This window comes from Streptomyces lasiicapitis (assembly GCF_014646335.1).
Taxonomy (GTDB): domain Bacteria; phylum Actinomycetota; class Actinomycetes; order Streptomycetales; family Streptomycetaceae; genus Streptomyces; species Streptomyces lasiicapitis.
The window spans coordinates 190,124-203,244 of sequence record NZ_BMNG01000005.1; the positions used below are offsets into that span (position 1 = coordinate 190,124).

Genomic DNA, 13,121 nt, shown 5'->3' on the forward strand with positions numbered 1-13,121 from the left:
CTTCGCATGAGTACGTCGCGTGCGTACGTCGCATGAAGTACGGCACGTGCGTCGGGTGGTCGCCCCACCTGCCTACACGTCGAGCGCCGTGCCGTACACGCGGGACACCCGGATGCGGATGACCACCCTGCGATCCTCCACCATCTGCTCCAGATACGCCGCCTCGTCCGACGGATCCTCGAACCCCGGTGTCATGCCGAGCAGTTCACGCCCGACGGCGTCCCCCGGCACGGCCGACGGCTCCGACACCGGCGTCGGCCGTGTCGCGCCGCAGCACCGTCGCCGCCACCACGAACGCCGCCACCAGGAGGCCCGCGCCGACGGTGAACGCCAGGTGGTAGCCGGAGGTCAGGGCCTCGGCGCGGGGGTCGCCCGCGGTCAGGCGGCCCTCCGTGCGGGAGGCGGCCAGCGTCGACAGGACGGCCACGCCCAGGGCACCCCCGATCTGCTGGGTGGTGTTGAAAAGGCCCGACGCGAGGCCCGCGTCGTCCTCGCGGGCGCCGGACATGCCGAGCGTGGTGAGGGCGGGCAGGGCCAGGCCGAAGCCCGCGGCGAGGAGCATGACGGGGAGCAGGTCGAGCGCGTAGTTCGCGTGCACGGGGACGCGGGCGAGCAGGCCGAGCATGGCCATGAGCAGCAGCAGTCCGGCCAGCAGGACATTGCGCTCGCCGAAGCGGGCGTTGAGCCGGGCCGAGACGCCGAGCGACACCGCGCCGATGACGACGGCCGCGGGCAGCATCGCGAGGCCGGTGCCCGAGGCGCCGTAGCCGCGCACGTTCTGCAGGTACAGGGCCACCAGGACCTGGAAGGCGAACAGCGCGGCGACCATGAGGAGTTGGACGACGTTCGCGCCGGTCACGCTGCGGGAGCGGAACATGCGCAGGGGCAGGAGCGGCGTGCGGGCCCTGGTCTGGCGGTACGTGAACGCGCCGAGCAGGGCGAGGGCCAGGGCGCCGAGGCCGAGGGTGTGGCCGGAGAGCCAGCCGTGCGCCTCCACCTTGACGACGCTGTAGATGCCCACCATCAGGCCCCCGGTCACCAGGGCCGCGCCGGTGACGTCCGCCCCGGCCTTGAGGCCGAGACCCCGGTCGGCGGGCAGCGCGGGCACGGCGAGCAGCAGGGCGGCGAGGCCGATGGGCAGGTTGATGAAGAAGATCCAGTGCCAGTTCAGGGCGTCGGTGAGGACGCCGCCGAGCACCTGCCCGAGGGAGGCGCCCGCCGCGCCGGTGAAGCTGAAGACCGCGATGGCCTTCGCCCGCTCCTTCGGCTCCGTGAACAGGGTCACGAGGATCCCCAGGCTCACCGCCGAGCTCATCGCGCCGCCGATGCCCTGGAGGAAGCGGGCGGCGATGAGGGTCGCCGGGTCGGCGGCGAAGCCCGCGAGCACGGAGGCCGCCGTGAACACCGAGATGCCCGCGAGGAACATCCGCTTGCGGCCGATGAGGTCGCCCAGGCGGCCCGCCAGGAGCAGCAGGCTGCCGAACGCGATCAGGTAGGCGTTCACGACCCAACTCAGGCCCGCCGCAGTGAAGTTGAGGTCCTGCTGGATGGCGGGCATCGCGACGGTCACGATCGATCCGTCGAGGATGATCATCAGCATTCCGGTGGCTATGACGCCGAGGGCCAGGCGTTTCTGGCGGGCGGTGGGTTCCGGTTCCGTGACTGCTGAGGCTGCGGGGGCTGCGGTCGCTGGTGCGGTCGCGGAACCGGTGGTGGTGGCGGACATGGGCTCTCCCGTTGGTGAAGGCGCGGCCCGGCGTGGTGGCGCGGGCCGTCCGATACTCAGGACCGTAGCAGATAGTTTCGTTACAGACTATCTATCTCGGGCGCACATCCCTCTTCTCCGTTACGCTGGCGACATGACCGCCATGGCGCCCGCCCGCACGGAACCGGACCTCTCCTTCCTGCTCGACCACACGAGCCACGTCCTGCGTACGCAGATGGCGGCGGCCCTCGCCGAGATCGGCCTGACGGCGCGCATGCACTGTGTGCTCGTGCACGCCCTGGAGGAGGAGCGCACGCAGGCGCAGCTCGCCGAGCTCGGGGACATGGACAAGACGACGATGGTCGTGACGGTCGACGCCCTGGAGCAGGCCGGGCTCGCCGAGCGGCGGCCCTCCAGCCAGGACCGGCGGGCCCGGATCATCGCCGTCACGGCGGCGGGCGCGAAGGTCGCGGCGCGCAGCCAGGTGATCGTCGACCGCGTGCACGAGGAGGCGCTCGGCTCACTTTCGGCCACGGACCGCACGGCGCTGCTGCGGGCGCTCAACCGGCTGGTCGAGGGGCATCTGGCGGCCCCGGCGGAGAGCCCGCGCCCTGCCCGCAGGGCGCGTCAGCGGGGCTAGGCCTTAGGCCCCGCGCACGCGTGTTCCCGTACGGTGGCTGGACGCATCGTCACACGAGGGGGGCCTGACATGGCGCTGTTCGGAAACGCCCACACCGTCGACCCGGCGTCGGCGCAGCAGGACTACGCGCGGCTCATGGGCCACGGCGAGCAGGTGTACGCCGCGTACAAGCTGATCCGCGACACCATCCTGCTCACCGACCGCCGCATGGTCTTCATCGACAAGCAGGGCATGACCGGCAAGAAGGTCGAGTACCACTCGGTGCCCTACCGCAGCATCACGCACTTCTCCGTCGAGACGGCCGGTCACTTCGACCTGGACGCGGAGCTGAAGATATGGATCTCCAGCAACCCGGTGCCGATCGAGAAGACCTTCACCAAGGGCGTGGACATCTACGAGGTGCAGGCGATCCTCACGCAGTTCGTGGCCAGGTAGTACATACCTGGGCGAGGGGGTACGTTCATAGGTGCACTGCACAGCGACCAGGGAACGACCCTCCATGATCTTCATCACCGTAAAGTTCACCGTCCGCCCCGAGCGCAGCGACGAATGGCTCGACCTCGTCGACGACTTCACGCGCGCCACCCGCGAGGAGCCGGGCAACCTGTTCTACGAGTGGTCCCGCAGCGTCGACAACCCGCACCAGTTCATCCTCGTCGAGGCCTTCCGCGACGGCGAGGCGGGCGCGGCGCACGTGGAGTCCGCGCACTTCAAGGCCGCGATGGAGACCATGTCGTACGCCATCGCCAGCACCCCGCAGATCGTCAGCACGGAGATTCCGGGCATGGACGGGTGGGGCGTGATGGGCGAGGTCTCGCCGCGCGAGGCGTGAGCGGCGACCTGTAGTCGTACGTGAAGGGGCCCCGGACCGTGATGGTCCGGGGCCCCTTCTGCGCAATGCTCTCCTACGCCGCCGGGAGGCGGTCCAGGAACCCGTGCACCGTACGGATCCGGCCGTCCTCGGCGAGCGCGATCACGTCGAAGCCCGCGACGGGCGCGGTGCCGTCGGTGTCGGACACCAGCTCCCAGGTGAAGCGGGCGATGCCGTGGTGGCCGTCGACCTCGCCGGTGTGCCGGAAGGAGAAGCCGGGGAACTGCTCCCGGGCCCCGGCGATCACGGCGGCGACGCCCTCGTGGCCGCTGACGTCGGCCAGCGGGTCGGTGTACGTGCCGTCCTCGGTCCACGCGGCGGCGACGGCCTTGGCCAGGTCGGCGGCGTCGGCGGTGTTCCAGGCCTCGAAGTAGCGGGCGACAGCGGTCTCGTGAACGTCCTGAGCGGGCATGGGGTTCGCCTCCTGCGTGGTCGTGAACATCGGGGGTGCTGACCCGAAGACCGGGCGGAGTGCGCCGCCCGGGCCCCGGTGAACACAAGACTGCCGGGCGGGGGGAGGGGGGTCGATTACGCGCGAGGTAATGCGCGGGCAACCCACCCCACCCACCTCAGCCACGGTCGGCGTCCACGTGACTACCGCCCCGACCCCGACTGTGCTTGCCTGGTGAGCCGATTCCGGGGTGCGGGAGGGAAGTTGCGGATGCGCAGGACGTGGTGCGTCGGCCTACTGCTGGGCGCGGTGCTGCTCGGCGGCTGCGGGGACCCCGGCTCGGGGGACGAGGCGGCGCCACCACCCCCCGCCCCCGGCGACACCCCCTCCCAGACCACCCGCCAGCGCGCCGAGGCGGACCGCCGCGAGCGCGACGCCGCCCCCGACCGGGACGCCCCCGGCCGCAAGCAGGACGACCCCGCCCCCAAAGCCCCCGCAGGCAAGCCCCGCCCCGACGTCCTCTACCTCGGCGACTCCCTCGCCATGGAGAACCAGGACGTCCTCGGCACCCTCCTCCGCGACCAGCTCGGCGCCCGCTACACCAGCGCCCCCTACTCCGGCACCACCCTCTGCGACTACCTGGAGGGCACCGGCGAGGACTCCCTCGTACCGGACAAGGACAAGGCGGCGACCCTGGTCCGCGAGCTGCGCCCCGACTACGTGGTGCTGCAGTTCTGGGGGAACGCGTGGGGCTACACGCCCTGCATGAAGGGCATCACGTACGACAAGGCGCGGGAGAAGTACCTCGCGCGGTACGAGGCGGACGCGCGCCGCCTGACGGACCAGATCACGGAGGCCGCGCGGGACGCGGGCGTGAAGCGGCCGAAGGTGGTGTGGGTGTCGCAGGGCCCGGACGCGATCACGCCCGACCGGGTCCGTCACGTCAACGGCATCTACCGCCAACAGGCCACCGCCACGGGCGACTTGGTGTCCGACGCGGGCAAGGCCGTCAGCCCGGCGTCCGCCCGCTACACCTGGGCGGAGAAGCTGCCGTGCACGGCGTGGGAGCGGGCGCACCCCGAGTACTGCACCGACCGGGCCAACGGCCGCACCGCCCTGCACCGCGGGCAGGACGACGACTTCCTGCACTTCTGCCTGGCCCCGACGACCCCCAAGTCCCGTCCGTGCCCGGTGCGTTCGCCGGGCATCCGGCGCATCGGCCAGGCGGTGACGGACACGCTCCGCGCCCACAGCACCTAGGCGACTGCTAGCGCCGCCAGGCGTTGTACTGCATCACGTCCCCCGCCTCGACCGCGAAGTCCGGCTGGTCCTTGGTGAAGGTCTGCTCCAGGCCGAGCGCCTCGCCGGTCGACGGGTCGAGGATCAGCATGTAGCGCATGTGCTCGCCCGGGGAGTCGAGGACGTACGCCTGCCCGGGGCGGCCGAGCCGGTCGGTGACGGCGCCCTCGGGGCGCAGACCGCGGGTGTCCGCGAGGATTTCGACCAGGGCGGCGCTCTCGCGGGCGCCGAGCGTCCAGGTCTCCAGGAGCGAGGGCAGGGAGTCGAGGATCTCCTGGGCGGTGGCGGGGGTGGTGCGGCGGGGGAAGCCCGGCTCGTGGACCTCGGTGAGGTAGGCGCGCAGGGCGGCGGGCGTGTGCGGCGGGCGGGCCTGCGGCGGGGCGTCGGACCGGCTCGGCGGGAAGATCCGCTCGCTCACGAACTCGCCGTCGGACGAGACGCGTTCGGTGCGGGAGCCGTCCGCCCGCCAGCGCACCTCGCGCTCCTCGGGGAGGGTGACGGGCCGGTCGGCGCCGGGACCCGACTCCATGGCGAGGCTCCAGGTCTGTACGTGGGCGCCCCTGCGCAGCCGCGGCTCACCGTCGCGGGCGGCGGCCTCGGCCTGGGCGACGACCCGGTCGAGCGGCACGGCGGCCGAACCGCCGCGCGGGTGCAGGGCGCTCGGCGCGGCGGTGGCGGTCGCCGCGCCCAGGTCGGGCACGGTCAGGGCGAGCACGGCGGCGAGGGCGACGGCGGCGGCCTCGGCCCACAGCACGACGCGGCGCCGGGCGCGGCGGGTGCGGGTGCGGTGCAGGAGCTGGTTGAGCCCGCGCTCGGCTACGGCGTTCAGGGGGCGGTCGCGCCAGGGCCCTTCGACGGCGGAGACGGGGTTGGCGGCACGGAGGAGGTCGAGGTCGCTCACGTCGTCCAGGTGGTCGTCAGTCACGGTCGTCTCCCGCTCGTCCCGCTCGTACGTGCATCTGCATCCGGTCGATCTCCGCGCGGAGTCTGCGGCGGGCGCGGTGCAGCCGCATCGCCGCCGCGCCGCTGCTGCACTCCAGGGCCACGGCCAGCTCGTCGATGCCGAGCTCCTCCCAGCTGGTCAGGCGCAGTGCCTCCTGGTCGGCGGGCGAGAGCCGGGCCAGGGCCTCGTGCACCCAGGAGCCGGGGCGCTCGGCGTCGGGGCTGTCCACGGTCTGGCGGCCGTTCGCGGTCTCGTGGTGGCCGAGCCGGTGCAGGAGCCGCCGCCTGCGGCCGAGCCCGCGCACCGTGTTGGCGAGGCAGTTGCGGGCCACGGCGTACAGCCAGGGCAGCGGCGCGGCGGGGAGCTCGGCGCGGCGCCGCCAGGCTATGGAGAAGACGTCCGCCACGACCTCCTCGACCTCGTGCGCCTCCCCCGCGTCGAGCCGGCGCGCGACGAACCGGCTCACCGCCCAGTAGTGCTCGCGGTAGGCGGCCGCGAAGGAATCGTCCGTGCTCATGGACCGTAGGTGTCCGGCATGCCCCCGATCCTCACACCGGGTCGCTGTGATTTTTGTGGCGGGGGTGCACCGTGATGCCAGAGGGGCTCTCGGACACGTACGGGGCATGAGGTCAACCGTGAAGTGGCTGACGACCACGGACCACAAGACGATCGGCACGCTCTATCTGGTGACGTCGTTCGCGTTCTTCTGCATCGGTGGGGTGATGGCGCTGTTCATGCGCGCCGAACTCGCCCGCCCCGGCACGCAGATCATGTCGAACGAGCAGTTCAACCAGGCGTTCACGATGCACGGCACGATCATGCTGCTGATGTTCGCGACGCCCCTGTTCGCGGGGTTCGCGAACTGGATCATGCCGCTCCAGATCGGCGCGCCCGACGTCGCCTTCCCGCGCCTGAACATGTTCGCCTACTGGCTCTATCTGTTCGGCTCGCTGATCGCGGTCGGCGGCTTCCTCACCCCGCAGGGGGCGGCGGACTTCGGCTGGACCGCGTACGTCCCGCTGTCGGGCGCCGTGAACTCGCCGGGCATCGGCAGCGACATGTGGATCATGGGTCTGGCGTTCTCCGGCTTCGGCACCATCCTCGGCTCGGTCAACTTCATCACCACCATCATCTGCATGCGCGCGCCCGGCATGACGATGTTCCGGATGCCGATCTTCACCTGGAACGTGCTGCTCACGGCCGTCCTGGCGCTGCTCGCCTTCCCCGTGCTCGCCGCCGCGCTCTTCGCCCTGGAGCTGGACCGCAAGTTCGGCGCCCACATCTTCGACGCCGCCAACGGCGGGGCGCTGCTGTGGCAGCACCTCTTCTGGTTCTTCGGCCACCCCGAGGTCTACATCATCGCGCTGCCGTTCTTCGGCATCATCTCCGAGGTCATCCCGGTGTTCTCGCGCAAGCCGATGTTCGGCTACATGGGCCTGATCGGCGCGACCATCGCCATCGCGGGCCTTTCCGTCACCGTCTGGGCCCACCACATGTACGTCACGGGCGGGGTCCTTCTGCCCTTCTTCTCCCTCATGACGTTCCTGATCGCCGTGCCGACGGGCGTGAAGTTCTTCAACTGGCTCGGCACGATGTGGAAGGGCTCGCTGTCCTTCGAGACGCCGATGCTGTGGGCGGTCGGCTTCCTCATCACGTTCGTCTTCGGCGGCCTGACGGGCGTCATCCTGGCGTCACCGGCGATGGACTTCCACGTGTCCGACTCGTACTTCGTCGTCGCGCACTTCCATTACGTCATCTTCGGCACCGTGGTCTTCGCGATGTTCTCCGGATTCCACTTCTGGTGGCCGAAGTTCACGGGCAAGATGCTCGACGAACGCCTCGGCAAGATCACGTTCTGGACGCTGTTCGTGGGCTTCCACGGCACATTCCTCGTCCAGCACTGGCTCGGTACGGCGGGCATGCAGCGCCGTATCCCGGACTATCTGGCGGTGGAGGGCTTCACCGGCCTGAACACCCTGTCGACCATCTTCTCCTTCCTGCTCGGCATGTCCCTGCTCCCGTTCTTCTACAACGTCTGGAAGACGGCGAAGTACGGCGAACCCGTCGAGGCCGACGACCCCTGGGGCTACGGCCGCTCCCTGGAATGGGCTACCTCCTGCCCGCCCCCGCGCCACAACTTCACCTCCCTGCCCCGCATTCGCAGCGAGTCCCCGGCATTCGACCTGCACCATCCGGAGATCGCGGCGGGCGGCGGCGAGTTGACGGCCCCGACGGCCGTCCCTGATGTCCCGGCCGCGCGCGACGAGGCGGTGGCGCCGTGACCGCCATGGACGAGCGGCCGGTGTCCACCGCCCACACCCTCATCAGCGAGATCGAGGGCCACCTCCTCGCCGAGTCCGCCCGCGCCGAGAGCCGCGCCGCCGCCGAGACCTTCGCCCAGCGCCTCGACTGGCTCTCCCCCGCCGAACGCGCGGAGGTGGAGCGGCTGTACGCCGAGGACCACCTGACGCTGACCCGCCAGGCCTGGCGGCACATCGCGGGCCGCTGCCTGGACGTGCGCGGTGAGTACGAGGACCGCTACCGGATGCTGCGCCAACGGGTCCTGGCCGGGGGCCTGTTGGCGGCATCGGGGATGGTGGCCTGCGTGGTCGTCGTACTCACCGCGCGCTGAGAACCGGGTCGAGTCAGAGCTGAGAACCGGGTCAAGTCAGTGCTGAGAACCGACCGGTGTCAGAACGGCAGCCCGTAGTCCTGACACGCCGGCTTGAAGTCGGGCTTGTCCGCGCCCAGGGCGTTGACGACGTTCTGCGTCGTCGGCCCGTCCGTGAACAGGCCCACGTGCCCGACCGGGTTCTTCGGGCACTGGTCCTGCAGGGCGATGTTGCGGACCTTGTCACCCTTCAGGAAGCCGTTGCTGTACGGGCTCGCGACCAGGTCGTACTTGGTGGCGATGACCGTGTAGCGCACGCCCGGCACGGTGTCGCCGTCCGCCCACAGCGCCTTCTGGAAATCCGAGCCCTCCTCCTGGTCCTTGAGCCCCGAGAGGTTCAGGTGGTCGAAGGCGGAGTTGACCACGCCGAGCAGGCCGAGCGCCTTGCCCAGGTTGACCAGGCCGCTGAGGGTGGTGCCGTGGTTGGTGGGCGCGAGCGCGACGAGCCGGTCGACCTTCTGCGCGCCGCCGAGCCGCTTCAGGTAGTAGTTCGGCATCATGCCGCCCTGCGAGTGCCCGAGGACGTTCACCTTCTTGGCGCCGGTGGCCGCGAGGACCTTGTCCACGAAGTCCCTCATCGTCTCGGCGGACTTCGCGATCGACGTGAGCCCGCCGACGCGCCCGCCGAGATTTAACGGGCTGCCCATCCCGTAGTTGAAGGCGAAGACACAGTGGCCCTCGTTGGCGAGGGTCGGGCCCATCTTGACCCAGTTGGCGCCCAGGTTGACGCCGGTGCCGTGCACCAGGACGACGGGGTTCGGGTGCGCGGCGGTGGGCTTGCAGTTCCAGTCGTTCACGCCGGACACGGCGTTCGGGCTGAACAGGAAGTTGCTGACGCCTTCGGCGACGCCGCCGACGGGGTACTGCTTGCGCGGCTGCTCGCCGGTTTGCGAGGTGGCTTGCGCGGGCGCGGCGGTGGCGGTGAGCGCCGTGGCCGCCAGGGCGAGGGGCACAAGGACGGCTGCTGCCCGGCGGTGGGCCGCGCGCCGCGGGCGGGTGGGTGCGGAGGGGGTGTTCACGGTTCCGGTCCCTTCGGTTGCCGTGCACGGACTCGGCGTACGATCCGTCGATCCACTACGCCTGTCATAGGCATGACAGATGGACACCGAGGAATCTGAAACGACACCGCTTCAGATTTGGTTACTTGAAAGTAGGGCGAGCGCGGACCGGGCGCAAGTGTCGTGCGTACGGCAATTCCCGTGCAGGATCGGGGCGTTGACGCACGAAGAGACGAAGGGAGCGGGATCTGTGGTGTCCGAAGAGGTGCGGAACGCACGGCGGCCGGCGAGGGCGTACGGGGGCAAGTCCGCCGAGCAGCGCCGGGCCGAGCGCCGACGGCGCCTCCTGGAGGCGGCCGTCGAACTCTTCGGCGCAGGCCCCGGCGCGTACCGCGCCGCGTCCGTGGCGACGCTGTGCGCGCGGGCGGACCTCTCGACACGGCAGTTCTACGAGGAGTTCCGCAACCTCGAAGAGGTCCTCGCCGTGCTGCACGGCCACATACAGAAGGCCGCGCAGGGCGCCATCGTGGAGGCGCTCGCCACGGCGACGGAGGGCAGCGTGCGCGAGCGCGCCGACGTCGCGTTCCACGCGTACGCACGCGTGCTCACGGCCAATCCGCACCTCATCCGGATCGCCTTCGTGGAGGTCACGGGCGTCAGCCCCGAGCTGGAGAAGCAGCGCCTGGAGGCCCGCAGGGGCTGGGTGGACCTCCTGGTCGCCGCCCTCGACGAGGCCGTGGCGCAGGGCGAGATAGGGGCACGGGACTACCGGATCGCCGCGCTGGGTTTCGTCGCGGCGGTCAACGGCCTTCTGTACGACTGGACGGCCGGGTACGTCGACGCGAGCCTCGACACGATCGTGGAGGAGCTGCTGCTGATGTTCATGGGACTGCTGCAGCCGCCGGAGCCGGCCGCGCCCAGAAAATGAATTCCGGTCACCGGTCACATTCCCGCGGCGCGGCGCGTCATGGCAGTGACGGGCCGAAAGGGCCCCGGCCGGGGCGGGTCCGCACCGGCGCCAGCCTGATGAGGAGCAGTCCCCGATGTCCACAGCCCACGTCGCCGTCACCCTCGTCGCCGCCGCCATGACCGGTTTCTCGGCGACCTCCGTCTTCCTGCGCGCCAAGTGGGTCGTCGAGCCCATGGCCGACTACGGCATCCCGATGTCGTGGCTGCCGTGGCTGGGCACGGCGAAGGCCGCGGGGGCGATCGGCCTGCTGGTGGGCCTGTTCCTGCCCGTCGTCGGGGTCGCGGCCGCCGTCGCGCTGGTGCTGTACTTCGCCGGGGCCGTCGTCGCGGTGGTCCGGGCCCGCTGGTACGCCCACATCCCCTTCCCGCTGGTGTACGCGGCGCCGGTGGTCGGCGCTCTGGTCCTGGGGTTCGGCTCCTGAACACCGGCGCACCGGCTCCACTAGAGCCGGGGCGGCCCCTGCTCGATCCGGCGCAGGACCGGGTCGAGCCGGTCGATGCCGGGCCCGGTCTGGAGCTGGCGCTCGTCCCACCAGGTGGCGCCGGCGTCGTGGAGCGGGGCGAGCAGTTCGCCCGCGTGGTCGGCGTCGCCGGGGGTGGCCCCGCCGAGGACGAATTCGTACGCCCCCTGCGCACCGAGACGCTCCCGCTCCCCCTCCACGTACGCCACCAACTCCCGGAACTCCCCCAGCGGCGGGATCTCCCCGTGCTTGGCCGACTCGAAGAGGGGGACGGCACCGTCCCAGCGGGCGGCGCGGCGCATGGGTGGCCGGTTGGGCCAGAAGCCCGCGATCCAGACGGGCGGGCGGGGCCGCTGCGCGGTGGCGGGGAGCAGCTGTACGTCGTCGACGCGGAAGTGCGTGCCCTGATGCGTGACCGGCTCACCGGACCAGTACCGGTCGAGGAGACCGAGCCCCTCATCGAGCAGCCCAGCAAGCACCCGGGGGTCGGTGGGCTCACCGAAGCTGGCGTACTCGTCGGCGACGGGCCCGCCGAGACCGGCCGCGAAGGTCACGCGCCCACCGCTGAGGACGTCCAACGTGGCGACCTGCCGGGCGAGTTGCTGGGGCCGCCGCCGGGCCACGGGCGTGACCAGCGTCCCGAGCCGGATCCGCTCCGTCGCGAGCGCGGCCGCCGTGAGCAGCATCCACGGATCCCCGAAGGGCTTCCCGCGCTGCACCACCTTGTCGTGGACGACGTGGTCCCACACGAAGAGCCCGTCCCACCCGGCCTCCTCGGCGGCGACCGCGACCCGCGCGACGGTCCTCGCGTCCGCGAAGTCCCCGAAATTAGGAATGTTGATCGAGAAGCGCATGCGGGCATCCTCACGCGGGGCGGGGGCGTGGGCAATACGGCGCCCGGTGATCTACGGCGGCCGTCTCCGGAAAGGTGCCAGGCCCCGCCGACAGGCCCCCGACACCGGCCCGACAGCCGTCGATACCCGTCCGACAACCGTCGACGGATGACCGGCAGCCGCACCTGGCCGGGGGGAGCTCAGCCGCCCATGCGTTCCTGTGCCGCCATGACCTCGTCCCCGTGCTCGAAGGCCCACGCGCCGAACGCGTCGATCGGGGCGAGCAACGTCCGCCCCAGGACGGTGAGTTCGTACTCGACTCGGGGCGGCGACTCGTCGTACGCGATCCGCGTCACCAGGCCGTTGAACTCCAGCCGTCGCAGCGTCTCGGTCAGGACCTTGGGGCTGATGCCGCCGATGCGTGCGCGCAGTTCGCCGGGGCGCAGGGGGCCGTGGCGCAGGACCCAGATCAGTACCGGGTTCCAGGTGTGGGAGAGGAGGTCGAAGGCGAGGCGGGCGCGGCAGTCGGCGAGGAAGGCTTCGGAGGCGTCGGGGGCGGCTTCGGAGGCGTCGGACGCGTTGGGCTTCACGTACCAAATGGTGCCTGAGGGGGTTCCTAGTGTCGTCCCGTAAGCAGTTGGAGCGGTGAGACCGAGAGGGATGTATCGGTGAAGATCGGTGTGCTGGGGACAGGGAACATGGCCGACGCGCTCGCCACCCACTGGGTGCGGGCCGGGCACGACGTGTTCGTCGGGGGACGGGATGCGGAGAAGGCCCGGCTGCTCGCGGCCCGCATGGGGCGCGACGTGCGGCACGGGAGTCTGCGGGAGGCGGCCGCGTACGGCGACGTGGTGCTGGTCGCCCTGCCCTACGGCGCGGGCGCCGACGTCGTCCGGGAGCTTCGGGCGGAGTTGGAGGGGACGGTGCTCCTCGACTGCGCCAACCCGGTCGGGCCCGGCTTCCGGCTGCTGACCGAAGGCGGGCCCTCGGCGGCGCACCAACTGGCCTCGGCGGCGCCGGACGCCCACGTCGTCAAGGCGTTCAACCTCTGCCACGAGGACGTATGGCGGATGAACCCGCCCGTCTTCGACGGCCGGCCCCTGGCCGTTCCGGTCTGCGGGGACGACGCGGCGGCGCTCGCGCTGGCGGGCACGCTGGTACGGGACGTCGGCTGCGAGCCGGTGGCCGGCGGCGGCATCGACCGCGCCGGGCTGCTCGAAGCGACCGCCGCGCTGTTCATCGGGCTGTGGGTGGCGGAGCAGGCGGATGTACGGGCGATCGCGCCGCCGTTGGAGTACGCGACGGGGCCGCGAGCCGGGAGTGCGTGACGCCTTCCCGGT

At 71.4% G+C, this 13,121-nt stretch carries 15 protein-coding genes and 2 pseudogenes; 9 read left to right on the plus strand and 8 right to left on the minus strand.

The genetic code is table 11. The features are described 5' to 3' along the window. Nucleotides 1-72: 72 nt before the first annotated feature. Together IEY91_RS41470 and IEY91_RS12440 are read right to left on the minus strand one after the other, a co-directional pair. Nucleotides 73-249, minus strand: a pseudogene (locus tag IEY91_RS41470) (PPOX class F420-dependent oxidoreductase); the annotation flags it as partial. Next, nucleotides 206-1,726 (minus strand): MFS transporter, encoded by a 1,521-nt coding sequence (locus tag IEY91_RS12440; RefSeq protein WP_373287932.1) that lies wholly within the window; start codon nt 1,724-1,726, stop codon nt 206-208. The gene IEY91_RS12440 and the pseudogene IEY91_RS41470, both read right to left, overlap by 44 nt. 133 nt (nt 1,727-1,859) lie before the next feature. Here IEY91_RS12440 and IEY91_RS12445 point away from each other — a divergent pair, with 133 nt between their 5' ends. From IEY91_RS12445 to IEY91_RS12455, 3 genes are all read left to right on the plus strand, one after another. After that, a complete protein-coding gene (locus IEY91_RS12445; RefSeq protein WP_164322674.1) occupies nt 1,860-2,345 on the plus strand; it encodes a MarR family winged helix-turn-helix transcriptional regulator in 486 nt (161 codons plus the stop codon). 69 nt (nt 2,346-2,414) lie between these two features. Continuing rightward, nucleotides 2,415-2,780 carry a PH domain-containing protein gene (locus tag IEY91_RS12450; protein WP_164322675.1) on the plus strand — a complete coding sequence of 122 codons (366 nt, stop codon included), beginning with the start codon at nt 2,415-2,417 and terminating at the stop codon, nt 2,778-2,780. A gap of 64 nt (nt 2,781-2,844) precedes the next feature. Further along, nucleotides 2,845-3,177 carry a putative quinol monooxygenase gene (locus IEY91_RS12455; protein ID WP_164322677.1) on the plus strand — a complete coding sequence of 111 codons (333 nt, stop codon included), beginning with the start codon at nt 2,845-2,847 and terminating at the stop codon, nt 3,175-3,177. 73 nt (nt 3,178-3,250) lie between these two features. Here the strand turns inward: IEY91_RS12455 and IEY91_RS12460 are convergent, their stop codons facing one another. After that, nucleotides 3,251-3,628 carry a nuclear transport factor 2 family protein gene (locus IEY91_RS12460; RefSeq protein WP_164322679.1) on the minus strand — a complete coding sequence of 126 codons (378 nt, stop codon included), beginning with the start codon at nt 3,626-3,628 and terminating at the stop codon, nt 3,251-3,253. 249 nt (nt 3,629-3,877) lie between these two features. Here IEY91_RS12460 and IEY91_RS12465 point away from each other — a divergent pair, with 249 nt between their 5' ends. Continuing rightward, nucleotides 3,878-4,867 carry an SGNH/GDSL hydrolase family protein gene (locus tag IEY91_RS12465; RefSeq protein ID WP_189174001.1) on the plus strand — a complete coding sequence of 330 codons (990 nt, stop codon included), beginning with the start codon at nt 3,878-3,880 and terminating at the stop codon, nt 4,865-4,867. 7 nt (nt 4,868-4,874) lie between these two features. Here the strand turns inward: IEY91_RS12465 and IEY91_RS12470 are convergent, their stop codons facing one another. Both IEY91_RS12470 and IEY91_RS12475 read right to left on the minus strand, forming a co-directional pair. After that, complete coding sequence (locus IEY91_RS12470; RefSeq protein ID WP_229696904.1) at nt 4,875-5,831, minus strand: CU044_5270 family protein; 957 nt, start codon at nt 5,829-5,831, stop codon at nt 4,875-4,877. Next, on the minus strand, nt 5,824-6,366 hold the full coding sequence (locus IEY91_RS12475) for an RNA polymerase sigma factor (protein ID WP_164322683.1): 543 nt from the start codon (nt 6,364-6,366) through the stop codon (nt 5,824-5,826). Before IEY91_RS12475 ends, IEY91_RS12470 begins: the two co-directional genes overlap by 8 nt. A 118-nt stretch (nt 6,367-6,484) precedes the next feature. Between IEY91_RS12475 and ctaD the strand changes: the two are divergent. Then, nucleotides 6,485-8,131 (plus strand): annotated as a pseudogene (gene ctaD, locus IEY91_RS12480) (aa3-type cytochrome oxidase subunit I); the annotation flags it as partial. 5 nt (nt 8,132-8,136) lie between these two features. Next, nucleotides 8,137-8,481, plus strand: a complete 345-nt coding sequence (locus IEY91_RS12485; RefSeq protein ID WP_229696944.1) for a hypothetical protein — start codon at nt 8,137-8,139, stop codon at nt 8,479-8,481. A gap of 59 nt (nt 8,482-8,540) precedes the next feature. On the opposite strand, the gene IEY91_RS12490 is transcribed toward IEY91_RS12485, so the two are convergent. Then, nucleotides 8,541-9,539 (minus strand): esterase/lipase family protein, encoded by a 999-nt coding sequence (locus IEY91_RS12490; protein WP_189174002.1) that lies wholly within the window; start codon nt 9,537-9,539, stop codon nt 8,541-8,543. Between the two features lie 196 nt (nt 9,540-9,735). Between IEY91_RS12490 and IEY91_RS12495 the strand changes: the two genes are divergently transcribed. Then, the gene (locus IEY91_RS12495; RefSeq protein ID WP_229696906.1) at nt 9,736-10,446 is read left to right on the plus strand and encodes a TetR-type transcription factor C-terminal domain-containing protein; all 711 of its coding nucleotides are present in this window, start codon (nt 9,736-9,738) and stop codon (nt 10,444-10,446) included. Nucleotides 10,447-10,561: 115 nt separating this feature from the next. Then, nucleotides 10,562-10,909, plus strand: coding sequence for a DoxX family protein (locus IEY91_RS12500; RefSeq protein WP_189174003.1), 348 nt, complete (start codon nt 10,562-10,564; stop codon nt 10,907-10,909). Between the two features lie 20 nt (nt 10,910-10,929). Here IEY91_RS12500 and IEY91_RS12505 read toward each other — a convergent pair whose 3' ends face one another. Together IEY91_RS12505 and IEY91_RS12510 are read right to left on the minus strand one after the other, a co-directional pair. After that, entirely contained in the window at nt 10,930-11,802 is an 873-nt protein-coding gene (locus IEY91_RS12505) for an LLM class flavin-dependent oxidoreductase (RefSeq protein ID WP_189174004.1), read from the minus strand. Nucleotides 11,803-11,981: 179 nt separating this feature from the next. Next, nucleotides 11,982-12,371: a winged helix-turn-helix transcriptional regulator gene (locus IEY91_RS12510; RefSeq protein WP_189174005.1), complete on the minus strand. Its 390-nt coding sequence runs from the start codon at nt 12,369-12,371 to the stop codon at nt 11,982-11,984. A 78-nt stretch (nt 12,372-12,449) separates the two neighbouring features. On the opposite strand from IEY91_RS12510, the gene IEY91_RS12515 reads away from it, so the two are divergent. After that, complete coding sequence (locus tag IEY91_RS12515) at nt 12,450-13,109, plus strand: NADPH-dependent F420 reductase (protein ID WP_189174006.1); 660 nt, start codon at nt 12,450-12,452, stop codon at nt 13,107-13,109. The last annotated feature ends 12 nt before the right edge of the window (nt 13,110-13,121 follow it).

What these genes read in the sequence shown, in the direction of transcription:
- IEY91_RS12500 (WP_189174003.1), top strand. Translation starts at nt 10,562, where the DNA reads ATGTCCACAGCCCACGTCGCCGTCACCCTCGTCGCCGCCGCCATGACC.
- IEY91_RS12505 (WP_189174004.1), bottom strand. Translation starts at nt 11,802, where the DNA reads ATGCGCTTCTCGATCAACATTCCTAATTTCGGGGACTTCGCGGACGCG.
- IEY91_RS12445 (WP_164322674.1), top strand. Translation starts at nt 1,860, where the DNA reads ATGACCGCCATGGCGCCCGCCCGCACGGAACCGGACCTCTCCTTCCTG.
- IEY91_RS12460 (WP_164322679.1), bottom strand. Translation starts at nt 3,628, where the DNA reads ATGCCCGCTCAGGACGTTCACGAGACCGCTGTCGCCCGCTACTTCGAG.
- IEY91_RS12450 (WP_164322675.1), top strand. Translation starts at nt 2,415, where the DNA reads ATGGCGCTGTTCGGAAACGCCCACACCGTCGACCCGGCGTCGGCGCAG.
- IEY91_RS12455 (WP_164322677.1), top strand. Translation starts at nt 2,845, where the DNA reads ATGATCTTCATCACCGTAAAGTTCACCGTCCGCCCCGAGCGCAGCGAC.
- IEY91_RS12440 (WP_373287932.1), bottom strand. Translation starts at nt 1,726, where the DNA reads ATGTCCGCCACCACCACCGGTTCCGCGACCGCACCAGCGACCGCAGCC.
- IEY91_RS12475 (WP_164322683.1), bottom strand. Translation starts at nt 6,366, where the DNA reads ATGAGCACGGACGATTCCTTCGCGGCCGCCTACCGCGAGCACTACTGG.
- IEY91_RS12465 (WP_189174001.1), top strand. Translation starts at nt 3,878, where the DNA reads ATGCGCAGGACGTGGTGCGTCGGCCTACTGCTGGGCGCGGTGCTGCTC.
- IEY91_RS12485 (WP_229696944.1), top strand. Translation starts at nt 8,137, where the DNA reads ATGGACGAGCGGCCGGTGTCCACCGCCCACACCCTCATCAGCGAGATC.